Annotated in this window: 25 protein-coding genes; 15 read left to right on the forward strand and 10 right to left on the reverse strand. The window is 54.1% G+C overall.

Annotation, left to right across the window (positions count from 1 at the left end):
• Nucleotides 1–4: 4 nt before the first annotated feature.
• Nucleotides 5–769 (forward strand): meso-2,3-butanediol dehydrogenase, encoded by a 765-nt coding sequence (locus tag GC087_RS12940; protein WP_033741178.1) that lies wholly within the window; start codon nt 5–7, stop codon nt 767–769.
• Between the two features lie 167 nt (nt 770–936).
• Here GC087_RS12940 and GC087_RS12945 read toward each other — a convergent pair whose 3' ends face one another.
• The gene (locus GC087_RS12945; protein WP_033741176.1) at nt 937–1212 is read right to left on the reverse strand and encodes a hypothetical protein; all 276 of its coding nucleotides are present in this window, start codon (nt 1210–1212) and stop codon (nt 937–939) included.
• A 701-nt stretch (nt 1213–1913) separates the two neighbouring features.
• Between GC087_RS12945 and GC087_RS12950 the strand changes: the two genes are divergently transcribed.
• Nucleotides 1914–3125 carry a diguanylate phosphodiesterase gene (locus tag GC087_RS12950; RefSeq protein WP_006119001.1) on the forward strand — a complete coding sequence of 404 codons (1212 nt, stop codon included), beginning with the start codon at nt 1914–1916 and terminating at the stop codon, nt 3123–3125.
• Between the two features lie 228 nt (nt 3126–3353).
• Complete coding sequence (locus tag GC087_RS12955; RefSeq protein ID WP_006119000.1) at nt 3354–3587, forward strand: DUF4060 family protein; 234 nt, start codon at nt 3354–3356, stop codon at nt 3585–3587.
• Nucleotides 3588–3636: 49 nt separating this feature from the next.
• On the opposite strand, the gene anmK is transcribed toward GC087_RS12955, so the two are convergent.
• Nucleotides 3637–4758: an anhydro-N-acetylmuramic acid kinase gene (anmK, locus tag GC087_RS12960; protein ID WP_006118999.1), complete on the reverse strand. Its 1122-nt coding sequence runs from the start codon at nt 4756–4758 to the stop codon at nt 3637–3639.
• Nucleotides 4759–5040: 282 nt separating this feature from the next.
• Between anmK and slyB the strand changes: the two genes are divergently transcribed.
• Complete coding sequence (gene slyB, locus GC087_RS12965; RefSeq protein ID WP_006118998.1) at nt 5041–5508, forward strand: outer membrane lipoprotein SlyB; 468 nt, start codon at nt 5041–5043, stop codon at nt 5506–5508.
• Between the two features lie 46 nt (nt 5509–5554).
• On the opposite strand, the gene slyA is transcribed toward slyB, so the two are convergent.
• Nucleotides 5555–5992: a transcriptional regulator SlyA gene (gene slyA / locus GC087_RS12970; RefSeq protein ID WP_006118997.1), complete on the reverse strand. Its 438-nt coding sequence runs from the start codon at nt 5990–5992 to the stop codon at nt 5555–5557.
• Between the two features lie 143 nt (nt 5993–6135).
• Between slyA and GC087_RS12975 the strand changes: the two genes are divergently transcribed.
• The 3 genes from GC087_RS12975 to GC087_RS12985 are packed head-to-tail and all read left to right on the forward strand — an operon-like array spanning nt 6136 to nt 9244.
• Nucleotides 6136–6378, forward strand: a complete 243-nt coding sequence (locus GC087_RS12975; protein ID WP_006118996.1) for a DUF1656 domain-containing protein — start codon at nt 6136–6138, stop codon at nt 6376–6378.
• A 5-nt stretch (nt 6379–6383) separates the two neighbouring features.
• Entirely contained in the window at nt 6384–7241 is an 858-nt protein-coding gene (locus GC087_RS12980) for an efflux RND transporter periplasmic adaptor subunit (protein ID WP_216850765.1), read from the forward strand.
• Nucleotides 7238–9244, forward strand: a complete 2007-nt coding sequence (locus tag GC087_RS12985) for an FUSC family protein (RefSeq protein WP_324028477.1) — start codon at nt 7238–7240, stop codon at nt 9242–9244. Before GC087_RS12980 ends, GC087_RS12985 begins: the two co-directional genes overlap by 4 nt.
• On the opposite strand, the gene GC087_RS12990 is transcribed toward GC087_RS12985, so the two are convergent.
• From GC087_RS12990 to GC087_RS13005, 4 genes are all read right to left on the reverse strand, one after another.
• Nucleotides 9245–9712, reverse strand: a complete 468-nt coding sequence (locus GC087_RS12990; protein ID WP_039340576.1) for a hypothetical protein — start codon at nt 9710–9712, stop codon at nt 9245–9247. It lies immediately after the preceding gene.
• A 122-nt stretch (nt 9713–9834) separates the two neighbouring features.
• On the reverse strand, nt 9835–10353 hold the full coding sequence (gene sodC, locus GC087_RS12995; RefSeq protein ID WP_324028478.1) for a superoxide dismutase [Cu-Zn] SodC: 519 nt from the start codon (nt 10351–10353) through the stop codon (nt 9835–9837).
• 82 nt (nt 10354–10435) lie between these two features.
• Nucleotides 10436–11332, reverse strand: coding sequence for an aldo/keto reductase (locus GC087_RS13000; RefSeq protein ID WP_033741168.1), 897 nt, complete (start codon nt 11330–11332; stop codon nt 10436–10438).
• 65 nt (nt 11333–11397) lie between these two features.
• Nucleotides 11398–11688, reverse strand: coding sequence for a DUF1289 domain-containing protein (locus GC087_RS13005; protein WP_191091045.1), 291 nt, complete (start codon nt 11686–11688; stop codon nt 11398–11400).
• Nucleotides 11689–11812: 124 nt separating this feature from the next.
• Between GC087_RS13005 and GC087_RS13010 the strand changes: the two genes are divergently transcribed.
• From GC087_RS13010 to rnt, 4 genes are all read left to right on the forward strand, one after another.
• Nucleotides 11813–12415 (forward strand): TetR/AcrR family transcriptional regulator, encoded by a 603-nt coding sequence (locus tag GC087_RS13010; protein WP_006118989.1) that lies wholly within the window; start codon nt 11813–11815, stop codon nt 12413–12415.
• Nucleotides 12416–12461: 46 nt separating this feature from the next.
• Entirely contained in the window at nt 12462–13559 is a 1098-nt protein-coding gene (locus tag GC087_RS13015; protein ID WP_324028479.1) for an alkene reductase, read from the forward strand.
• Between the two features lie 113 nt (nt 13560–13672).
• Complete coding sequence (gene gloA, locus GC087_RS13020) at nt 13673–14080, forward strand: lactoylglutathione lyase (RefSeq protein ID WP_033741163.1); 408 nt, start codon at nt 13673–13675, stop codon at nt 14078–14080.
• A 122-nt stretch (nt 14081–14202) separates the two neighbouring features.
• Nucleotides 14203–14874 carry a ribonuclease T gene (gene rnt / locus GC087_RS13025; RefSeq protein ID WP_006118986.1) on the forward strand — a complete coding sequence of 224 codons (672 nt, stop codon included), beginning with the start codon at nt 14203–14205 and terminating at the stop codon, nt 14872–14874.
• A 38-nt stretch (nt 14875–14912) separates the two neighbouring features.
• Here rnt and GC087_RS13030 read toward each other — a convergent pair whose 3' ends face one another.
• Nucleotides 14913–15248, reverse strand: coding sequence for a Grx4 family monothiol glutaredoxin (locus tag GC087_RS13030; RefSeq protein WP_170317969.1), 336 nt, complete (start codon nt 15246–15248; stop codon nt 14913–14915).
• Nucleotides 15249–15612: 364 nt separating this feature from the next.
• On the opposite strand from GC087_RS13030, the gene GC087_RS13035 reads away from it, so the two are divergent.
• On the forward strand, nt 15613–16431 hold the full coding sequence (locus tag GC087_RS13035) for a C40 family peptidase (protein ID WP_164481865.1): 819 nt from the start codon (nt 15613–15615) through the stop codon (nt 16429–16431).
• Nucleotides 16432–16737: 306 nt separating this feature from the next.
• On the opposite strand, the gene GC087_RS13040 is transcribed toward GC087_RS13035, so the two are convergent.
• Nucleotides 16738–16827, reverse strand: coding sequence for a cytochrome bd-I oxidase subunit CydH (locus GC087_RS13040; RefSeq protein ID WP_100208612.1), 90 nt, complete (start codon nt 16825–16827; stop codon nt 16738–16740).
• 282 nt (nt 16828–17109) lie between these two features.
• On the opposite strand from GC087_RS13040, the gene purR reads away from it, so the two are divergent.
• Nucleotides 17110–18135 (forward strand): HTH-type transcriptional repressor PurR, encoded by a 1026-nt coding sequence (purR, locus tag GC087_RS13045; protein ID WP_006118983.1) that lies wholly within the window; start codon nt 17110–17112, stop codon nt 18133–18135.
• Here the strand turns inward: purR and punR are convergent.
• The gene (gene punR, locus GC087_RS13050) at nt 18132–19037 is read right to left on the reverse strand and encodes a DNA-binding transcriptional activator PunR (protein ID WP_110267577.1); all 906 of its coding nucleotides are present in this window, start codon (nt 19035–19037) and stop codon (nt 18132–18134) included. The two genes, purR and punR, sit on opposite strands and share 4 nt — an antisense overlap.
• A gap of 108 nt (nt 19038–19145) precedes the next feature.
• On the opposite strand from punR, the gene punC reads away from it, so the two are divergent.
• The gene (punC, locus tag GC087_RS13055) at nt 19146–20348 is read left to right on the forward strand and encodes a purine nucleoside transporter PunC (RefSeq protein ID WP_205950100.1); all 1203 of its coding nucleotides are present in this window, start codon (nt 19146–19148) and stop codon (nt 20346–20348) included.
• 284 nt (nt 20349–20632) lie between these two features.
• Nucleotides 20633–21781: a cyclopropane fatty acyl phospholipid synthase gene (gene cfa / locus GC087_RS13060; RefSeq protein ID WP_033741158.1), complete on the forward strand. Its 1149-nt coding sequence runs from the start codon at nt 20633–20635 to the stop codon at nt 21779–21781.
• Nucleotides 21782–21808: the final 27 nt, after the last annotated feature.

Here is a 21808-nt window from a genome sequence, read left to right on the forward strand (position 1 = left end):
CAACATGTCCAGATTTACAGGAAAAATCGTTGTAGTGACAGGCGCCGGATCAGGAATTGGCGCAGCGAGTGCAAAACGCTTTGCGGAGGAAGGCGCGTCTGTTGTGCTGGTGGGACGTACCCGGGATAAACTGGAAAAGGTCGCGGCACAACTGTCGGGTCAGGACCATATGGTTGCCGATTGTGATGTCGCTGAAGCCGACCAGGTTCAGGCCCTGGCAAGCCGCGTTGAAGAAAAATATGGCCGCGTTGATGTGCTGGTGAATAACGCCGGGATCATCGTGCAGGGCCGCATTCACGAGATTGAACTCGCTGACTGGAAAAAGCTGATGAGCGTTGATCTCGACGGCGTCTTCCACTGCGTGCACTATTTTATGCCTGCCCTGCTGAAAACCCGGGGCAACGTCGTGAACATTTCGTCAGTATCAGGCCTGGGCGGCGACTGGGGCATGAGTGTGTATAACGCGGCGAAAGGCGCAATCACCAATTTTACCCGCTCACTGGCGATGGACTACGGCACCGATGGCGTGCGGGTCAACGCCATTTGTCCTGGCTTTACGTTTACCGACCTGACCGAAGGCGTTAAGAACGATCAGGCACTGCTTGAACGCTTCTACGACCGTATTCCGCTACGTCGCGCCGGAGAGCCGGAAGATATCGCTGATGCGATTGCGTTTATTGCCAGCGACGACGCCCGCTACATTACCGGGGCGAATCTGCCTGTCGATGGCGGCCTGACCGCCTCAAACGGTCAGCCTAAACAGGCTTAACCGACTTAAGCAGCTGTTCGCAGCTGCTTTTTTATTGACTGCACGACAGCGTCGATGCCCGTTATTTCACGGGCTCAGCAATCGCCATTTCAACTTCTGACACGTCGGGCTGACCGGCGCCCTCCGCCTTCTGACATCATAGTCCCTGCTTTATCACTCAGCCTTATTCAGGATGATTTTGGCGTATGTCGTGTCGGCAGCGGACGGCCACGGGAAGTGAGACGGTTGCCGGCTGTGGGACAGACATAGTGGCTCAGACAGACCGTACACAGAATCGCTTCGGGATGATGGATTTTTGCCACTGTCAGCGCCTGCTGACGGCTATACAGTGAACCAATAAATTCCCGGCCACGGCTGTTATAAAGATGAACACAGCCTTCTTTATGAATGATCCATCCGCTTCTGTTGTATGGACACACATAATAGTAGCTTGATTTAAGCATGGTACTGCCCCCGGTGGTTGCTGTATCAATCAGGTGAGAAAAAGCAAAATATGATTTTATTTAATAATGTAGCGTCATTAACACTAGCTGAGAATTATGCCTAAAACTACGCAGGCAATTATAAAACGGTGGTTTTGAGATTTATTCGCAACCCATCTTCGCCCTTCCGTTAATGTTGTATCAGCATCCTGTTTTACAAAACGGTTTATACGGAAAGTTCGGTTCGCCGTCTTAATCATTACGTTCAGGCTTATCGTCTGGCCTCCCGCTAAGAAAATCATACCAAATCAAGGCACTACCCTTTTTAAATCCCGTGCAGGAGAAGATGAAAGAGAAAATTTGATTACCTCGCGTAACCTGACTGCTGAGGCAGAGAAACCGCTTTATTAACCGTTCATAAACTGCAAAAAAGACACCAGGATTTCCTCGCCGGACGTCGAAGTACTGATATAATGGAAACGATGCGATACCACGCTGGTAAAGAAAAAACCAGAGCAAATCGGTTGATGCCCGACAGCGTGATCTGAACGCTATTAACCCGTCTGTGACAACGGAACCTCACAGGTAAGCACCCTCCTTGCGCCATGCTGGAAACGCCTGGCTCAAACACATTTTGCAACGGCATTCACGCAGGCTCGGGGCCGCCCGGTCTGGGTTTTGGCAATGTGTGCGGTAAAAAGAACAAGAATCTGGAAGACGTTATGTTGTCGACAATTATCTATCGCAGTCACATCGCTGATCATGTTCCACTGAAAATGCTGGAAGGCCTGGTCGCTAAAGCCAATAAAATTAATGAGTCATCAAGCGTTACCGGCATCTTATTATTTAATGGCACCCATTTTTTTCAGGTTCTTGAAGGTCCAGAGAATGATGTACTGGCGGTTTACGAACGTATCTGCCGTGATACCAGCCATCATAATATTGTGGAATTAATGCGGGATTATGCGCCTTCCCGCCGTTTCGGTAACGTGGGCATGGAGCTGTTTGATCTGCGTGAATACGATAAAACCACTGTGCTTAATGCCGTGCTTGAAAAAGGCACAACCAAATATCAGCTGACCTATGAAGACAGAGCGCTTAAATTTTTGCGCACCTTTGTCGAAGCACGGGAAAAAGAGAATTATTTTGAAATTCCCTCAGCGGAAAGCTGGGATTTTATCAGTGATGATGAGGAAGTGCGCGAAGGTGACGACGCGCTGATTAATCACGAAGGCGTCAATTTTGCCTTTCAGGCGATTATCGATCCCCTTGCACGTAAAATCGTCTCGCTGGAAGCCCTGCTTCGGGGCTCGCAGGGCGAAACACAACAGGATTACTTTTCACGCCTCCCGCCGGAGAACATCTACCGCGACGATCTGCAGTCCAAACGCATCGCTTTTGCACAGGCGAAGGCGCTGGGGATAGACGGCATTATGCTGTCAGTCAACCTGTTGCCCATGTCGCTGGTGCTGGTGCCGGATGCCGTAACGTTTCTGCTTACTGAAATCTACGCCCACGATTTGGTTCCTGAGCAGATCGTGGTCGAGTTTACCGAAAATGAAATCATTTCCCGTCCTGACGACTTTGCAGCGGCGCTGAAACAGCTCAAAGCAGCGGGCATCAGCGTGGCACTGGATGATTTTGGCGCGGGCTATGCCGGGCTATCCTTACTGACGCAGATTCAGCCCGACAAAATAAAAATTGATCGCAGCATTATCAGCAATGTGCATAAAAGCGGCCCGAAGCAGGCTATTGTGCACGCTATTTTAGCCTGTTGTTCGTCACTGGAAATTACCGTGATTGCAGAGGGCATTGAACAGCCCGAAGAATGGATGTGGCTGGAAGCGGCCGGCGTTTCACAATTCCAGGGGTTTCTTTTCTCCTGGCCGAAAGTCAACGGCGTCTCCTCTGTTACCTGGCCCGAGTTAAAATAAGACGGTTATCCGCAGGAAAGTGAATTTTTCGTTCTTCCTTGCCGGACTGAAAACGCGCTGCTAAATATTAGAAGCGCGTTTCAGATTGTGTCATCGCATTGCAATAGTCGACGTGCACGCTGTTTTTAAATTATCAAAGATGTTAAGCAGTCAGATGTTCAGTGTTAAAGGCCGAAGTCACGCGCCGTCTTAAGGCGCGCCCCACAGGTACAGCATTTGAGGAACTGAATGAAGCAAATCATCCGCGGTGATAAAGAACCCGTCCATATCGTAGCCGCCTCGCGCGCGCTTGAAGCCCATATGTCCCGCTATGGTGAGGGAAACAAATACCATCCGGTTATCTATTCAATTGCCTATCGCAGCAAATACTACCAGGTTGAAGTCATTACACGACGTGAAACGATCGTCGCCACCGTCATTACCGGCGTGCGTAAACTGACGCACCTGCCCGGCGTGGCCTGATGCTGTTTTACGCGCCTTCTGCTCAGGGGACAAACCTGTCCCCTTTCTCTCAGCGGTAAAAGCGCGGATTCGCCGGATAAATCGCCCCGATGATGCTTTTCTCCCGCGCCCCGGTCACCGCAGGTAAATTGCCCGGCAAACCAGACAGTGTGCGGTAAGCCAGCCAGGCAAATGCCAGCGCTTCCATGTCGTCACCATTAATCCCGACGGTATCGGTTGTCGTGACTTCTGTTCCGGCCAGATGCGCCGCCAGGCGGGCCATCAGCAACGGATTTCGGCTGCCGCCCCCGCATACCAGCAACCGATCGCAGCCATCATTGAGTTGCACCTGTTGCGCAATGGTCACGGCGGTGAACTCGTTTAGCGTGGCCTGTACATCCTGAGCAGCGATGCCGGGAAAGTGGCGCAAATGCTGTTCAAGCCAGCCCAGATTAAACAGTTCGCGTCCGGTACTTTTGGGCGGCACCCGCGCCAGCCAGGGTTCACGCAGTAGCGCTTCGAGTAATGCAGGACTGACCTTACCGCTTCGCGCCCAGTTCGCGTCCTTATCATAGGCTTTCCCCTGATTACGCCATATCCATGCGTCCAGCAGCATATTGCCCGGCCCGGTATCAAAGCCGCGCACGGGCTGCCCCGGAATCAGCAGGGAGAGATTGGCAATACCGCCGATATTCAGCACCATGCGCCGTTCCGTGGCATCCATTAACAGGGCCTGATGAAAGGCAGGCACCAGCGGCGCGCCTTGCCCACCCAGCGCCATATCGCGCCGACGGAAATCCCCGACAACCGTCACGCCTGTTGCCGCCACTATCTGGTTGTTATCGCCAATTTGTAAGGTATTGGGTGCCGCGCTGTGCGGCTCATGCCATACCGTTTGACCGTGACAGCCAATCGCCACTACATCGCTCATCTCCAGCGCCTCGCGCTGCATAAGCGTCAGTACTGCGTCAGCGAATAGCTGGCCCAGTCGCGTGTCCAGTTGCCCCAGTTGCGACAACGTCACTGCCTGGCCCTGACAAATCGCCAGAATGCTCTGGCGCAGATCGGGCGGCATGGGATGGCAGTAGCTCGCCTGCTGCGCCACCATATTTTCGTCGATGGCGGCCAGCACGACATCGACCCCATCAAGGCTGGTACCCGACATCACGCCAATGTAGCGTCCTGATTTCATAGCCGTTCCTTTCATCGGGATGAAAAAGTGAATACGCTGCCTGTAGTCTGACAAAATATCGGCCCTGAATCCACGATTACTTTGTTTTAAATCAATAAACTGTCTGGTGGTTAACGTCCCGGGTATTTTTATGATTGATTGAATCATTGTTAAAAATTTGCGGTCTATGCTGTCGACAGCCATGTTTTATTCCGCAGAAGGTTAATTCGCCAGTTTTCTGTCTTATACTGTTTACAGGATTTCGCGATAGAGATGGCGCATTCTTGAATAAAGGAGTTTCAAATGATTAAGCGTTTAATTGTGGTCGCTTTGACTGGTGCGATGCTGGCGGGCTGTAGCAATACCGATACGTTATCGGGCGATACCTACAGTGCCAGTGAGGCCAAGCAGGTACAAAGTGTTTCTTACGGTACCTTAGTCTCAGTTCGCCCGGTTAAAATCCAGGGTGGAGACGACAGCAACATCATTGGGGCCATTGGCGGTGCCGTACTGGGTGGATTCCTGGGTAATACCATCGGCGGTGGTGCAGGACGTAGCCTGGCAACAGCGGGAGGCGCGGTGCTGGGTGGCGTTGCAGGTCAGGGCGTACAAGGCGCAATGAACAAAACTGACGGCGTTGAGCTGGAAATCCGTAAGGATGACGGCAATACCATTATGGTGGTGCAGAAACAGGCAGCCAGCCGTTACTCAGTCGGACAACGTGTTGCGTTGGCCACCGACGGTAGTCAGGTTACCGTTTCTCCGCGTTAACGCAGTGACCAACCGACGCCGGTGCCGGTCGCACTGCGCGTCGGTCTTATTTCTCTTTGTTTTGCAGTTCGAGAATATTCTTTTCAAGACGCGCAATCAGCGTCACCATCTGGTTGATTTCGTCGCGGCTGATACCGGAGAGAATGTCATCCCGGGTAATATCAATCACGTGTTCAACCTGCTGAATGACTGGCTCTGCCTGTTGTGTCAGCTTAATGCGTTTGGCCCGGCGATCGTGGGCGCAAGTGGTCCGGGTAATCAGCCCTTTCTCCTCAAGTTGATCCAGGGTTCTGACCAGAGAAGGTTGCTCGATACCAATGGCTTTCGCTAACTGGATTTGCGACTGCTCAGGCGGCAGTTGATGGATATTGTGCAGTGTTACCCAGTGCGTTTGAGTCAGCTCTAACGGCTTCAAACGTTGATCAATCAGTGCTCGCCAGATTCGCACCAGCCTGGACAGATCCGTGCCGAGAGGGGTATCCATGCTATCTCCTTATAATGTATGTACGCAGCTATCAAGCTGCATTGTATAGCATTTTGCAAGCCCGAAGTTTAAATTACAAATAACCAAGTGAACAGTTTCGGCTGAAATTGTTTCACGCACAGGTTCCAGGATACTGCACTGCAATGGATATCATTCGCCAAGGATTTTTCAGCATCAGCCCGCTTTCCGAATTGATTTTCGGCGCCTCACTCTATTTCCCTCCCCTGTTTAAAGCGGTGCTGGCCGGCTTTGTTCTCTGGTTATTTATCCACCCGCTTCTGCGCGGCTGGCTTGCGTCGGGTGAGGTCTGGCATCCCACCCTGTTCGATCTCTCGCTGTTTGTGTTGTGTGTAACAGGCGCACTCTGGTTAATGGCGCACGGATGAAAAAGATGAACCTTTCAGGATTAAAGTACTTTTCTACGTTGATTGTTTTCACGCTGGCGCTTCTCAGCGCCTGGTGGGCCTGGAACTACTACATGCAGTCACCGTGGACGCGCGACGGCAAAGTACGTGCCGAGCTGGTCACGATCACCCCGCAAATTTCGGGACGGATCACGGCACTGAACGTGGTCGATAATCAGTATGTACATAAAGGGGATCGGTTACTGACGCTGGATCCTGTGCCCTGGCAAATCGCTCTGCATAAAGCCGACGCACAGCTGAGCCAGGCGCAGGCCGATATGGCGAAAGCCCAAAATGAATTCAACCGGCGCAGTAAACTGCCGCGCAATACCATCTCGGGCGAAGATCTGGATGTCGCCCGACTGAATGCAGCGGCGGCGCAGGCCAACGTCAAGGCCGCGCAGGCCGCGCGTGAACAGGCCGCATGGAATTTACAGCAAACCACCGTGAACGCCCCCACGGACGGTTGGGTCAGCAATCTGACACTACGTCCCGGCAATTTCGCCACGGCTGGCACTCCGCTTTTTGCGCTGGTGGACAGTCACGCTTTTTATGTCGTGGGCTACTTTGAAGAGACCAAATTGCGCCATATTCGTCCGGGTGCGGCCGCACAAGTGACGCTCTACAGTACGGGCCGGCAGTTATCCGGTCAGGTTGAGAGCATAGGGCGCGCGATTTACGATCAGAGTCTGGACGCCGACAGTGGGCTGCTGCCCGATATCAAGCCGAACGTGCCCTGGGTGCGCCTTGCTCAACGTGTACCTGTACGCATTCGTCTCGCTGCTCTCCCGGATAACGCTCTGTTAATCGCCGGTACGACCTGCACGATTACGATACAACCATGAACCTCAACGGACTGGCCTGGCAAAACCTGCCCTGGCTGAAAGCGGACAGCAATCAGTGGCGTTATGCTCTGCGTAACGCGGCTGCCATGTGCCTGGCCCTGAGCATTGCCTATGGACTGGATCTTAACGAACCCTACTGGGCCATGACCTCCGCTGCGGTGGTAAGCTTCCCGACAATCGGCGGTGTGATCAGTAAGAGTCTGGGACGTATTGTTGGAAGCCTGCTGGGGGCAACGGCCGCCTTGCTGATTGCGGGCCATACGCTTAATGAACCCTGGCTGTTTGCCTTTTTTATTTTTATCGCAGGCTGGCTGGCGCTGTGTACCTGGGTGGCCAACCACTATCAAAATAATGTCGCCTATGGGTTTTCGCTGGCCGGGTACACTGCGGCGATCATTGCCTTCAGCTGTGTCAATCTGACCGATATCAGTGGCCTGTGGGACATTGCCCAGGCGCGCGTCTGTGAGGTGATTTCCGGGCTGCTCTGTGCGGGTTTAATGATGATGATCCTGCCCAGTACATCAGACGGTGAAGCCCTGATCACCGCCCTGAAGCAGATGCACACGCGTCTGCTGGATCACGCCACGCTGCTCTTGCAGGACACCCGGAACGACGAGATCCGTCACGCTCACGAAGCGGTGATTGGCCAGATCCTGACCATGAATTTATTGCGTATCCAGGCATTCTGGAGCCATTACCGCTTTCGTCGCCAAAATAACGTTCTGAACTATATCCTGCATCAGCAGCTTCGTCTGACCAGCGTCCTGTCCAGCCTGCGGCGCATGCTGCTGAACTGGCCAGATGCGCCGGAAGCGCTGTATCAGGCTTTAACACGCATTACACAGGAGCTGGCAAAACCGGACTGCGATAAGTACCGGCTGGCAGCTTTGTTACGCAGCATCACCCCTGCCAGCGATGGCGATTACCGGCAACGGGCGTTTTGTCAGCGGCTGCGCTACTTCTGCTGGATGTACCTCAATGTGTTGCGCTGGATAAGGCAGCTGGAACAGGCTGATGCCGATACCCGCTTTCAACCGCCCGCAGTGTCTGCGCTGGCCAGCGAAAGTGACAGCGCCGAAGCCGGCTGGAGTGCGCTACGAACATTCAGCATCATCGTGGCAGGCTGCGCATTCTGGATCGCGACACAATGGACCTCGGGTGCCTCGGCCCTGACGTTTACGGCGATTGCCTGTGTCCTTTACGCCTCGGCCCCTTCGCCCACAGGCAGCATTACGCTGTTACTGAAAACGTTGCTCTGGCTGTTTGCTTTTAGCGTGCTGTTTAAATTTGGTGTGATGGTGCAGTTTAATCAGCTGTGGCAACTGCTGGCCATCCTGTTTCCGCTGCTGCTGACGCTACAACTGTTCCGGGTACAGCAAAAACAGCGGGCGGCGATGTGGGGCCAGTTTATTGTTTTTCTGGGGTCGTTTCTGGCCGTCACCAATCCGCCCGACTGGGATTATCAGGGGTTCGTGAACGATAACATAGCGAAAGTCTGCGGTGTGCTGCTGGCCTGGCTGGCTTTCCAGATCCTGCGTCCCAGCTCCGATTCACGCCGCAGCCGTCGCCATATCCAGGCGTTGAGGCTGGCGTTTCTGGATCAGCTTCGTCAGCATCCCCACCGGGATCAAAACCGTTTTGAGTCGCTGATTTATCATAAAATTGGTCAACTCAGTAACAGTAAAGATGAAACGGCGCGCGTCTGGCTACTGCGTTGGGGCGTCGTTCTGCTTAACTGTTCCCATCTCGTCTGGCAACTGCGTGACTGGCAAACAGACACCCCGATACTGAACCAGTACCGGAGCGAAGCATTGCACAATCTGCAGAATATTATGAGCTTACACGGTGTGCAGCATCGCCACCTGGACACCGCGCTGGACGCGCTTCAGGGCCTCACAGAAGAGGCGCTTAGTGTCAACAGTGCCGACGCCAGCACCCTGGCCGGCCTGCTGTGGCGGTTGCGCTGTTCACTGGCGCAGCTGAAACAGGCGATTCCCGACTGATTACTGGCAATACTGCTGGTGCTGCCGGTTAAAATCATCCTGAAGTTGCTGAACGGTTTTTTGCCCTTCGAACCGGGTTTTATCGGCTTCGGAAACAGGCTCAATCACCAGGGCTTTTTCGTCGGGTGAATAGATAAAACGCCGGTAAATCATCGACCCCGTAAAACTTTTGCCCAGGATGCCACCACAAATCATTGTCGTGTTATGCCGGTAAATGGTGGTATCCGTGAAATTGGTTTCCGTGGCGCTGCGCAGAACATTCTGGCAATGCTGCGCTTCAAGCTTTTGCCGCACATCCCGACTGAGCCGTTCACGGCCCTTCGCAATCTCTTCGCAGCGAAGGCGTGCTGAACTGGTATCAATGGTGCGCTGCAGTTCACGTCCTGTTTCTGTGATCAGTTGCGTATCATTGGGCTTATCGCATCCTGCCAGCAACAGACACAGTAGCCAGGCGCCCTTCCATTTCATTTGCACTGCTCCTCAGTTTGTCAGGCTTTGTAGGGGAATAAGACGATGATGCTACAACAAATTGTCAACAAGCGAAAAGCCGTGATGGCGGCAAAATCTGCCGCCATCAGCGACACACAGCGTCAGATAACACCGCAGGCAAACCGTGCCCCGCCACCGCCCAAAGGTTGTGGGTGATCCGCATGGTTATCCCCGCCCACATGCACCATCAACGCTTTGCCTTTCACCTCGCTCAGCGTTTTAATGCGCGGTGCCAGCGCCGGATAGGTGGCTTTACCCTGCGCATCGACATAGAGCGCAGGCAGGTCGCCTAAATGGCCCTCAGCATAGGGCCCCAGGTGCTTGCCGGTGTTCGCCGGATCAAGATGCCCCCCTGCCGCCCCCGCGGCCACCCTTTTTCCTTCCGATTCGCCGGGTTCACAGCTGCCTTTCGCATGGACATGAAAACCGTGAATGCCCGGCTTCAGTCCTTCCAGCATGGGCGTCAGTTGCAAACCGTATTGCGTCTCTTCAATATTTACCGTGCCGATGGCATTGCCGATTCCCTGCGCCGAAACGGCATGAATTGTCACCTGTTCGCTGGCCGCCTGCGCGGCACCGCAGGCTAACAGCGTCGCTATCGCAATTGCGTTCACTTTCATTGTGGCTCCTTTTTGCTCTGGGGTTCAGCTTAAGCCTGGCCCCGTAGCGCAAAGATTGCCGCAAATTGACGAATGTTTACGCTCAGGGCACGTCATAGCCCAGTGCGGCTTTGCGGATGCGGAACCACTGCTGCCGACTGAGCGTCAGCCCGGCCGCCCCTGCCGCTTCTGTAATGCGATGGGTTTTGCCTGACCCGATGATGGGCAAGGGTTTACTCGGCAGACGCATCACCCAGGCATAGACGACCTGCTCAAGGCTTGATGCCCCGATCTCCTGACGAATGGCTTCCAGCTCGTCGCGCAGCGGCTGAAAATGCGGATCGCTGAACAGACGTCCGCCCCCCAGACACGACCAGGCCATTGGGCGCAAACGCTGCTGCTGGCAGTGATCCAGCGATCCATCAAGCAGAACATGTTGCTGAACGGGTGAGATCTCAAGCTGGTTGGTCACGAGGCTAAACGGCAAACGAGACTGCAGCAGGGCAAACTGCGAGGGGGTAAAATTGGACACGCCAAAATGCAACACTTTGCCTGCCTGATGCAGGTGCAGAAAGGCTTCGGCAACCTCATCGGCCGCCATGAGCGGGTCGGGGCGATGAATCAACAGCAGATCAAGGCGATCGGTATTGAAATGTCCCAGCGAGCGTTCGGCACTGGCCACAATATGCGCTTTTTCCGTAATGTAATGGCCAATCTGGTGTTCAGGTTTTGCGCGGGTCGCGATACCGCACTTGGTGACGATCTGCAGCCGATCACGTAATCCCGGGGCCTGTCTGAGCGCCTCACCAAATGCGGCCTCACAGCGGTAATCACCATAAATGTCGGCATGATCGACTGTCGAAATGCCCAGTGAAAGATGGTGCTCAATAAACCCCACCAGCTGCTGTGGTGTCATGCCCCATTCCATCAAACGCCAATAGCCCATAATCAGCGGTGAAAAGTCGGGGCCCTGTGGCGCGATGGCTTGCGGTTGTAACATAGTGTTCTCCCTGTGGCCTTGAGGCTTGATGTGTGTCAGGGAGTATAACGGAAATCACCATGCGGTCAGAATAAGGTGGGTTGTTGCGGTTCCTGCGGTTCTTCTTTGTGCTGCTGACGTAACAGGCGCAAACGGCGCTGGTGGCAGAGGCGGAGCACCTCACGCTTTTGACTGTCGCTGTATTGCAGCCAGTTAAAACGTTCCTCACGGCTACGCAGGCAGCCTTTGCAGTAGCCACGTGAATCGGTTTCGCAAATACGCCGGCAGGGACTGGGTACCGGAAAAAACTCAAGCTGCTCTGCCACAACGGCCTCTACTGAAACGGTGATACGTCTATTGAAGCCAGAGTCCGGCATTTGTGCAAGAAATAATCATAACTTGAACAATTTATTCACTCTAAATCGCTTTCAATTTAACACTGCGTGCCTGGCGCGCGATAAAAGTTTGCATTAGACCGATTGGTCTACCAGGATGAACCCCATGAATAAGATGCCGCAACGTAATGAAACCCGGGAACACCTGCTGACGACAGGCGAATCGCTTTGTCTGCAACGGGGCTTTACCGGCATGGGCCTGAGCCAGCTACTGAACCAGGCGCAGATCCCTAAGGGATCGTTTTATTACTATTTTCCCTCTAAAGAAGCCTTTGGCGTGGCGTTGCTTGAGCGGTACTTTGTCCGTTACCTGCAGAACCTTGAGCAGCAGCTCTTCCAGCCTGCGGGATCGGCGGGTGAGCGATTACTGGCCCATTTTCGCCATGCGCTCGATCTGTTTGAACGGCAGGGCAATATTGTGGGCTGCCTGAGCGTAAAATTATCAGCCGAAGTCTGCGACCTGTCAGAGCCTATGCGCATAGCCTTGCAGCAGGGAGCCAGCCACGTTATCGCCGCCTATGCTAAGGCGCTGACGCAGGCACAGCACGAAGAGGATTTATCTCTGCCCTCGCCTCCGGAGCAACTGGCTGAACTGCTGTATGTTCTCTGGCTGGGTGCAAGTTTACAGAGCAAGCTATCCCGTAATGCACAGCCCATGCGGCTGGCCTTAATTACCATCGAACAGTGGCTAACAAAACCGCTGGTTTAAAAAAACCACCATTTGTAGACGACCGGTCTACTTGAAAGGAGTTGTTATGGCGAGTACTCAGTTGTTTCGTCCGTTAAAAGTGGGCGCAATTACCGTTCCTCATCGTGTCTTTATGGCCCCACTGACGCGTTTACGTAGCATCGAACCGGGCGATATCCCGACGCCGTTGATGGCCGAATACTATCGCCAACGTGCGGGTGCGGGGTTAATTATCACTGAAGCGACTCAGGTCTCCTTCCAGGCGAAAGGTTATGCGGGCGCGCCAGGCCTGCACACGCAGGAACAAATTGCCGCGTGGAAAGTCATCAATGAAGGCATTCATCAGGCAGGCGGCCACAGCGCAGTCCAGCTTTGGCACACCGGCCGCATTTCACATAACAGCGTTCAGCCTGAAGGTAAGGCACCGGTTGCACCATCCGCCATTCCGGCAGGCACCCGCACCTCATTGCGTGCTGAAGACGGCAGCGTGTATCGCGAAGATACCTCGATGCCGCGCGAGCTGAGCGTCAGTGAAATCCAGCAGATTGTGGCGGATTTTGGTCAGGCAGCCGCCAATGCGCGTGAAGCTGATTTCGACCTGCTGGAACTGCACTCTGCTCATGGTTATCTGATGCATCAGTTCCTGTCGCCGTCGTCTAACCATCGTACCGATGCCTACGGCGGCAGCGTGGAAAACCGTGGCCGTTTTGCGCTGGAGGTCGTCGATGCCGCCATTGCTCACTGGTCCGCAGACCGCGTAGGTATTCGCGTGTCGCCTGTTGGCAGTTTCCAGAACCTGGATAACGGTCCGAACGAAGAAGAAGATGCGCTGTGGTTTATCGCTGAGCTGGCAAAACGCAACATCGCTTATCTGCACATGTCCGAACCGGACTGGGCAGGCGGCACGCCTTACAGCGACGCTTTCCGCCAGAAAGTGCGGGATACCTTCCCGGGCGTCATCATTGGTGCCGGCGCCTACACCGTCGAAAAAGCCGATGACCTGATCAGCCGTGGCCTGATCGATGCCGTTGCGTTTGGTCGTGACTACATCGCCAACCCGGATCTGGCGCAGCGTTTACAAAAAGATGCTCCGCTTAACCCACAACGTCCCGAATCGTTCTACGGCGGTGGCGCAGAGGGCTATACTGATTATCCTGCGCTGTAAAACAGCAGGCAGCCGTGAGAAGGTGTTACGGCTGCGGTTATTGTTTGGCGATGATCGTCGCTATACTGCGTATTTATGTCATCCGGGGATGACGTTTTTTTAAAGAGGAAACTATGCGTTTACTTCATACCATGCTGCGCGTTGGCGATTTACAACGCTCAATCGATTTTTACACCCGTGTGCTGGGCATGCGTCTGCTGCGTCAAAGCGAAAATGCTGAATATAAATATACGCTTGCGTTCGTCGGCTACACCGAAGAGAGCGAAGGCGCGGTGATTGAACTGACCTATAACTGGGGCGTAGACAGCTACGACCTGGGGAATGCTTATGGCCACATTGCGCTGGGCGTTGATGATGTCGCGGCGACCTGTGAACGTATCCGTAACGACGGCGGCAACGTGACCCGTGAAGCGGGCCCGGTGAAAGGCGGCTCCACCATCATCGCCTTCGTTGAAGATCCTGACGGTTATAAGATCGAGCTGATCGAAAACAAACATGCCGGTCACGGCCTCGGTAACTAACCGTTACCGCCCATCAGCCTGCCTCCTGCAGGCTGATTCTTACTTCCCTCGCCCACATCTGCTGCAGAGAGTGCGCTTTTTTGGCATACTACGCGCTGCCCTTTTTCTGCAATGAGATCCTGATGTCTGAATCGTCTTCCCCCAACGCACTCAATCAACGCTTTCGTGGTTTTTATCCTGTCGTGATCGATGTTGAAACGGCGGGCTTTAATGCGCAAACCGATGCGCTGCTGGAAGTCGCTGCCATCACCCTGAAAATGGATGATGAGGGTTGGCTTCATCACGACGAGACGCTGCATTTTCATGTGGAACCCTTTGTCGGTTCGCTTCTGCACCCTGAAGCGCTGGCGTTTACGGGCATCGATCCCACGAATCCTTTGCGCGGCGCAGTCAGCGAATATGAGGCCCTGCATGCCATTTTTAAAATGGTGCGAAAAGGCATCAAAGAGACCGGATGCAACCGCGCCATCATGGTCGCTCACAACGCCACGTTTGATCTGAACTTTATGAATGCGGCGGCGGAACGTGCGGGCCTGAAACGCAATCCCTTTCATCCCTTTGCGACCTTCGACACGGCCGCGCTGAGCGGACTGGTGCTGGGACAGACCGTGCTGGCGAAAGCCTGCAAAGCCGCAGGAATGGCGTTCGACAGCAGTCAGGCGCACTCCGCGCTCTATGATACACAGCAAACGGCGACCTTATTTTGTGAGCTGGTTAACCGCTGGAAACGGCTGGGAGGCTGGCCGTTAGCTGTAACGGAAGCGTCGGCGACGGGTGGAGAAACAACCGAGTAACGCGCGTAAAAAAGGCCGACGAGGTCGGCCTTTTTCAGTTATTCCGCTTCTTTAAACTTCTCAGCGGTTTCTTTGATTAACGGCTGCAACTCGCCGCGCTGGAACATTTCAACAATAATGTCGCAGCCGCCGACCAGTTCGCCATCAACCCATAACTGCGGGAACGTGGGCCAGTTGGCGTATTTTGGCAGCTCTGCGCGAATATCCGGGTTCTGCAGAATATCCACGTAAGCAAAGCGCTCACCACAGGCAGACAACGCCTGGACCGCCTGCGCAGAGAAACCGCAGCTTGGCAGTTTCGGCGAACCTTTCATGTACAGCAGGATCGGGTTTTCTGCGATCTGGCGCTGAATTTTTTCTACAGTACTCATTATTGCCTTCCTTAATTCGTCACTTCGTGTTTCTTTATTGTAGCGACTTCACGCCAGGACTGAAAACGAGATTTTGGTTCGTCCGACGTTAAATCGCCATGTTTGCTAAGTAGGCTGGTCAGGCATTCGCAGGAAACTGTGACAAAGACTATGAATGTATTCATAATTTGCAATGAATTTGCTGTTATAAGAGACTGAAATTCCTGATTTATGCCTGATTTTTATCCAGGCCATCAATTAATAAAAAAAGGACTTACTCTTTTAAAAAAAACTGGACTAGAATGACTTCGGCGCTGATCGGTGATCAGATTTTTCTTAACTTTGTCAGAGACCTGTTTGATCTGACAGCTTAACCAGTAAACGGACTATGCGTTCAATCATTACGCTTCTTATTCTGGCTTTTGCGCAACTCTTCTTTAACATCGCTGCTGCCTCCCCGCATGCGACGGTTAAGGCCAGCTTGCATAAGGTAGAGAAAAAAAGTGCGCGCGACGATGATCGGCGCAAACGACGCGCGGTTAAAGCCTCATCTAAAAAAAGTCGCACCTCCGCTGTTCAGAAAGTCAGTAAGACCACGAAAACCAGCAAAACGACCTCTCACACCACCACGCACAAAACGCTCGCTAAAACGACTGCCTCGCACAAGACGCTGAGCAAAAAAGTCGCCGCCAATGCCGCCAGCAAAAAACGGTATGGTCATCAACGTGCTGCGAAGGCGTTAACGGCAGACAATACCGAAACCGGCACCATTAAAATGAGTAAAGCGCATCGCCAGCGTTACCAGAAAGCGCGTGAAACGGCGATGGCAAAACTGATGGGGCAACTTGGCAAGCGTTATCAGTGGGGAGGCAAATCGCCCCATACGGGTTTTGATTGCAGTGGCCTCGTATGGTACGCCTACAAAGACGTCGTGAAGTTTAAGATCCCCCGTACCGCTAACGAAATGTACCATCTGCGGGATGCAGCACCGGTCAACCGCGAATCCCTTGAAAAAGGCGATCTGGTTTTCTTCCGCATCAACGGGCGTGGAACCGCAGATCATGTCGGGGTTTACCTGGGCAACGGTAAATTCATTCAGTCACCGCGTACCGGTAAAGATATTCAAATCAGTGCGTTGAGCGAAGATTACTGGCAGCGCCATTATATTGGTGCGCGTCGCGTTATGACGCCAAAGACCGTTCGCTAAACGTCCTTCATACAAAAAAGCCGGGAAAGGCAACTTCCCGGCTTTTTTATTGCCCACCTCACCCCGATTGTGCAGCCGGGTGTTGCGGGCGAAAATGCCGCACCTGCCGGTGATACGGTCTGACAGACAGGACGTATCACCGGCAAGGCTGGACGCGCAGTCAGCGAGTCAGTCAGCCAGTCAGCCAGTCAGTCAGCCAGTCAGCCAGTCAGCCAGTCAGCCAGTCAGCCAGTCAGCCAGTCAGCCAGTCAGCCAGTCAGCCAGTCAGCCAGTCAGCCAGTATAGCCTCGCTGCAAACGAATGCGACTAGTGCAGAATAGCGGTGAAGCTAAACGCGATGATCATTAACAGTGCGGCTGCCGTCGTCATTAATGACAGTTTTAAATCGGTACTCATCCCCTCTCCTTTAACCCTGACGTTTGTAAGGTGAAAGCATTTTCACATACGCGTGGGTAAAAATCTCGTTTTATCCGCACAGCCTTGTTAGAATCCCCCCTTTGTTGCGCAACAGCGCGCAATATCGGTTGCGTCCGCGCCCTTTTCAGACGTTATTTCCTGCCCTGATGACTCAATACCGGACAGAAAAGCGATGTTTTTCGCAGAAATAACCGTCCGCTGACGCAAACGTTTAACAATATGCTTATCAATAATTTAGATAAGCCCGGGAGTTCGATTTACATGGCAACAATTAAAGATGTGGCGAAGCGTGCGGGCGTGTCCACCACGACCGTCTCACACGTCATCAATAAAACGCGCTTTGTCGCAGAAAATACCTGCGAAGCGGTGTGGGAAGCGATTCGGGAACTGCATTATTCTCCCAGCGCAGTCGCGCGTAGCCTGAAGGTGAATCACACCAAAACGCTGGGCCTGCTCGCCACGTCCAGTGAAGCGCCCTACTTTGCTGAAATTATCGAAGCCATTGAGAATCACTGCTTCGATAAAGGCTATACCCTGATTCTGGGCAACGCACATAATGACCTGCAAAAACAGCGCGCCTATCTGTCAATGATGGCGCAAAAGCGCGTTGACGGGCTTCTGGTGATGTGTTCAGAGTATCCGGATGATCTGCTGCAAATGCTGGAAGCGAACCGCAATATTCCGATGGTGGTGATGGACTGGGGCGAATCCCGTGCCGACTTTACCGATACCGTACTGGACAATGCTTTCCAGGGCGGTTATCTGGCGGGACGTTATTTGATTGAGCGTGGTCATCGCGATATTGGTGCCATTCCCGGCCAGATGGAGCGTAACACGGGAGGCGGTCGCCATGCCGGTTTCCTCAAGGCGCTGGAAGAAGCGGGTATTCAGCCACGTGCCGAATGGATTGTGCAGGGTGACTTTGAACCCGAATCTGGCTATCAGGCCATGCAGCAGATTCTGTCACAGAAGCAGCGCCCAAGCGCCGTATTCTGTGGGGGCGACATCATGGCGATGGGCGCAATCTGCGCGGCCGACGAAATGGGCTTGCGCGTGCCGCAGGATATCTCCGTCATCGGTTACGACAATGTGCGCAATGCGCGCTATTTCACCCCGGCACTGACCACGGTGCATCAGCCTAAAGCCCAGTTGGGTGAGAAGGCGCTGGAGATGTTGTTAGATCGCATCACCAGTAAGCGGGAAGAGTCGCAGACGATTGAAGTCCACCCGACGCTTATTGAGCGACGCTCGGTGGGCTATGGTCCTTATCGCGATTATCGCCGTTAATCCTCGCTCAACCACTCCTGATTTAGCGTTTGCGCATCGCCCAGGTACTGGAGTAACCACCCCAGCGCCGGTGATGCGCGATCTTCCGCCCAGCTGACGCAGCAGGGACTTTCCGGAAACGCCTGCGGTAAGTTCAGCTCTGCCATCTCGCCGCTGTCCAGTAAGGGCCGCGCTAAATGGCCCGGTATCATCGCGACACACAAACCGGCGCGCACACAGTCCAGACCGGTTTGCCAGTCCGGGACCACCAGCCGGCGTTGGTTATCCAGCGCCCAGGTCATACGACGCGGTAACGCGCGCGACGTATCTTCCAGCACCAGAGAAGGCCAGTTGCGCAACGCCTCATCATCCAGCGTAGCAACCTGCGTCAGAGGGTGCTGACGCGCCACCACGCAACGCCAGTTCAGGGTGCCCATATCGCGAAAGGCGAAACGCCCCCCCACCGGAATCGCCTGTGTCGCACCTATCGCCACATCCACTCGCCCGTCTGCCAGCGCATCCCAGACGCCGTTAAAGACCTCATAGCTGATGTGCAACTCCATGTCGGGAAAATGGCGGTAAAAATCCCTGACAAACTGCCGGGTCCGCTGCGGTTTGACGATGCAGTCGACGGCAATACCAATCTGACCGCGCCAGCCGTTGGCGAGCTGTTGACACTGACGTCGTGTGGCATCCATTTTTTTGATAACGCTGCGCCCTTCCCGCACAAAATGCTCGCCCGCCGGGGTGAGAATCACCTCCCGGTGCTGGCGTTCAAACAGCGGCACAGCCAGCCAGGTTTCCAGCTGGCGAACGGTATAGCTGATGGCAGAAGGCACACGGTGCAGTTCCTGGGCGGCCGCGCTAAAGCTGCCACCGCGTGCGACCGCATCCACCACTTCCAGCGCATATTCAGACCACATAATTTGCCTTCAAAATTTTTAACAGCAACAGGCAAATTTTACCGTTTCACAGCGTGAAGTACAGCTTTTACACTGCCCCGCGTTTATTCTGCAACTGATGAGAACCCGATGTCCGCTTCAAAAGGCTTTATTCCCTATCTTGCCGTGCTCAGTATGCTGGGCTTTCTGGCAACCGATATGTACCTGCCCGCCTTCGGCGCTATGCAGCAAAGTTTTAGCACGTCAGCCGGGATGATCAGCGCCAGCATGAGTCTGTTTCTGGCCGGTTTTGCCTGTGGTCAACTGGTCTGGGGCCCCTTATCTGATCGGTTGGGGCGTAAGCCGGTGCTGCTGGCAGGCCTCGCCCTGTTTGCTCTGGGCTGTGCGGGTATGTTGTGGGTAGATAATGTGATCCTGATGCTGGTACTGCGTTTTGTGCAGGCTATCGGCGTGTGCGCGGCGGCCGTCAGCTGGCAGGCGCTGGTCGTCGATCGCTATCCTCAGTCACAGGCCAATAAAGTCTTTGCTACCATTATGCCGCTCGTCGCGCTGTCTCCCGCCCTGGCACCGTTACTGGGCGCCTGGCTGATCGGCCATTTTCACTGGCGCGCCATTTTTGCGGTGCTGACGGGAATTGCTGTGGCGCTCATCCTGGTCACGCTGCGCCTGCCTTCGCCGCAAAAAAATCAACGTTCCTCTGCTCCGCAGCCTGGGTTTCTGACGCTGCTGCGCGCACGCGCCTACAGCGGTAACGTACTGATGTATTCCGCCTGCTCGGCCAGTTTTTTTGCATGGCTGACGGGTTCGCCGTTTATTCTGGCTGATATTGGTCTGTCTCCTGCGGATATCGGGCTCAGTTATATTCCCCAGACCATCGCCTTTTTAATCGGCGGGTTTGGCTGCCGTGCGCTGCTCAACCGGTTTTCTGGCGCAACGCTGCTGCCGTGGTTGCTCGGCGTCTATAGTCTGAGTGTCGGGGCGCTGTTTGCCGTCGCGCTTTCGGGAAGCCCGTCACTCACGGCGTTACTGGTGCCGTTCTGCGGCATGGCGCTGGCAAATGGCGCGATTTATCCGATTGTGGTGTCCAGTGCGCTGCTGCCCTTCCCAAATGCCACCGGGAAAGCGGCGGCATTGCAGAACACGCTTCAGCTCGGACTCTGTTTTGCCGCCAGCCTTGCGGTGTCCGCAGGCTTGATCCAGGCTCTGTTTACGACCACGCTAATTATGATGGTGACGATTGGTCTGGCATGGATGGGCTATCAGCTACAGCGCCGCGCCGGCGCACAAACTGATATTGCCTCATCTGCACATCCCTGCCAGGATAATCACTGAGGCAACGATTTGCGTGTTACCCGTTTTCACTGACTGAATCAGGGTCTGCCAGTGTGCCTCCTCTGCCAGACCCACTCGCACTGTCATCATAATAAAAATGTTTCACACAGCCTTCAGGCTGTGACGGCATCTGTGTGAGCAACGCTGCATGGATACCGACGTTTTCTCTTCTCTGTACCCTTTTTGTTGTCTGGCGCAAGGCGTCATCTGTGACTTTTCTCATAATCCTGAGAAACAGCTCCTGCTTTTTCTCAGGTTCTGACGGTTCTGGTGATGGAGTGGCTATGAGTTCATCATGTGTAGAAGAAGTAGGCATCGAACGTAACCATTGGTATCGCATCGTTCAGGAGTTACTGCAAAAAGCCGATATTGAAATTAACGGTTCGCGGCCCTGGGATATTCAGGTTAAACACCCCGATTTTTTCAAACGCGTTCTGCAGAAAGGATCGCTGGGCCTGGGCGAGAGTTATATGGATGGCTGGTGGGAATGCGAGCGGCTGGATATGTTTTTTCATCGGGCGCTGAAGCATAAACTCGATGAGCAACTGCCGCATCATATTCAGGACATCCTGCGTATTGCGCTGGCGCGTCTGGTGAACCTGCAATCCAAAAAGCGGGCCTGGCAGGTGGGTAAAGCCCACTACGATTTAGGCAACGATCTCTTCAGCCTGATGCTGGATCCTTACATGCAGTATTCCTGCGCGTACTGGAAAGACGCCACCACGCTTGAGGCGGCGCAGGAAGCCAAACTCGATATGATTTGCCGCAAGCTGCAACTCAAACCGGGAATGCGCCTGCTGGATATCGGCTGCGGCTGGGGCGGCCTGGCGGCCTTTGCCGCCAGAAATTATGGCGTGAGCGTTCAGGGCGTAACCATCTCGGCAGAGCAACAAAAACTGGCTCAACAGCGCTGTGAGGGGCTGGATGTCCAAATCCTGTTGCAGGACTACCGCGATCTCGATCAGCAGTTTGATCGCATTGTGTCCGTGGGCATGTTTGAACATGTCGGGCCTAAAAATTACCCCACCTATTTTGCTACGGTCGATCGCAACCTGAAGCCTGACGGGATTTTCCTGCTTCACACAATAGGCGCGATCAAAACGGATATGCATGTCGATCCCTGGATTGGCAAATATATCTTTCCGAACGGCTGCCTGCCCTCTTTGCGCCATATCGCCGACGTCAGCGAACCCCATTTTATTATGGAAGACTGGCATAACTTTGGCGCGGACTATGACACGACATTGATGGCCTGGCACGAACGCTTCTTACATGCCTGGCCGCAGCTTGCCGGGCGCTATGACGAACGCTTCCGCCGCATGTTCACGTACTATCTGAATGCCTGCGCGGGTGCGTTTCGCGCCCGCGAGATCCAGCTATGGCAGGTGGTGTTTAGCCGAGGCATAGAGGGGGGATTGCGCGTAGCACGGTAACAGGACGCGCTGCGGTTTGGCGCCGCG

Source organism: Pantoea sp. JZ2, from assembly GCF_035191405.1.
Taxonomy (GTDB): Bacteria; Pseudomonadota; Gammaproteobacteria; order Enterobacterales; family Enterobacteriaceae; genus Pantoea; species Pantoea stewartii.

Coding starts and splice junctions, on each gene's coding strand:
- GC087_RS13035 (WP_164481865.1), top strand. CDS start 15,613: ATGCGTTCAATCATTACGCTTCTTATTCTGGCTTTTGCGCAACTCTTC.
- GC087_RS13040 (WP_100208612.1), bottom strand. CDS start 16,827: ATGAGTACCGATTTAAAACTGTCATTAATGACGACGGCAGCCGCACTG.
- anmK (WP_006118999.1), bottom strand. CDS start 4,758: ATGAAATCAGGACGCTACATTGGCGTGATGTCGGGTACCAGCCTTGAT.
- GC087_RS12955 (WP_006119000.1), top strand. CDS start 3,354: ATGAAGCAAATCATCCGCGGTGATAAAGAACCCGTCCATATCGTAGCC.
- GC087_RS12975 (WP_006118996.1), top strand. CDS start 6,136: ATGGATATCATTCGCCAAGGATTTTTCAGCATCAGCCCGCTTTCCGAA.
- rnt (WP_006118986.1), top strand. CDS start 14,203: ATGTCTGAATCGTCTTCCCCCAACGCACTCAATCAACGCTTTCGTGGT.
- punC (WP_205950100.1), top strand. CDS start 19,146: ATGTCCGCTTCAAAAGGCTTTATTCCCTATCTTGCCGTGCTCAGTATG.
- sodC (WP_324028478.1), bottom strand. CDS start 10,353: ATGAAAGTGAACGCAATTGCGATAGCGACGCTGTTAGCCTGCGGTGCC.
- GC087_RS13000 (WP_033741168.1), bottom strand. CDS start 11,332: ATGTTACAACCGCAAGCCATCGCGCCACAGGGCCCCGACTTTTCACCG.
- slyA (WP_006118997.1), bottom strand. CDS start 5,992: ATGGATACCCCTCTCGGCACGGATCTGTCCAGGCTGGTGCGAATCTGG.
- slyB (WP_006118998.1), top strand. CDS start 5,041: ATGATTAAGCGTTTAATTGTGGTCGCTTTGACTGGTGCGATGCTGGCG.
- cfa (WP_033741158.1), top strand. CDS start 20,633: ATGAGTTCATCATGTGTAGAAGAAGTAGGCATCGAACGTAACCATTGG.
- GC087_RS13010 (WP_006118989.1), top strand. CDS start 11,813: ATGAATAAGATGCCGCAACGTAATGAAACCCGGGAACACCTGCTGACG.
- GC087_RS12980 (WP_216850765.1), top strand. CDS start 6,384: ATGAACCTTTCAGGATTAAAGTACTTTTCTACGTTGATTGTTTTCACG.
- gloA (WP_033741163.1), top strand. CDS start 13,673: ATGCGTTTACTTCATACCATGCTGCGCGTTGGCGATTTACAACGCTCA.
- GC087_RS12990 (WP_039340576.1), bottom strand. CDS start 9,712: ATGAAATGGAAGGGCGCCTGGCTACTGTGTCTGTTGCTGGCAGGATGC.
- GC087_RS13005 (WP_191091045.1), bottom strand. CDS start 11,688: ATGCCGGACTCTGGCTTCAATAGACGTATCACCGTTTCAGTAGAGGCC.
- GC087_RS12940 (WP_033741178.1), top strand. CDS start 5: ATGTCCAGATTTACAGGAAAAATCGTTGTAGTGACAGGCGCCGGATCA.
- GC087_RS12945 (WP_033741176.1), bottom strand. CDS start 1,212: ATGCTTAAATCAAGCTACTATTATGTGTGTCCATACAACAGAAGCGGA.
- purR (WP_006118983.1), top strand. CDS start 17,110: ATGGCAACAATTAAAGATGTGGCGAAGCGTGCGGGCGTGTCCACCACG.
- GC087_RS12985 (WP_324028477.1), top strand. CDS start 7,238: ATGAACCTCAACGGACTGGCCTGGCAAAACCTGCCCTGGCTGAAAGCG.
- GC087_RS12950 (WP_006119001.1), top strand. CDS start 1,914: ATGTTGTCGACAATTATCTATCGCAGTCACATCGCTGATCATGTTCCA.
- punR (WP_110267577.1), bottom strand. CDS start 19,037: ATGTGGTCTGAATATGCGCTGGAAGTGGTGGATGCGGTCGCACGCGGT.
- GC087_RS13015 (WP_324028479.1), top strand. CDS start 12,462: ATGGCGAGTACTCAGTTGTTTCGTCCGTTAAAAGTGGGCGCAATTACC.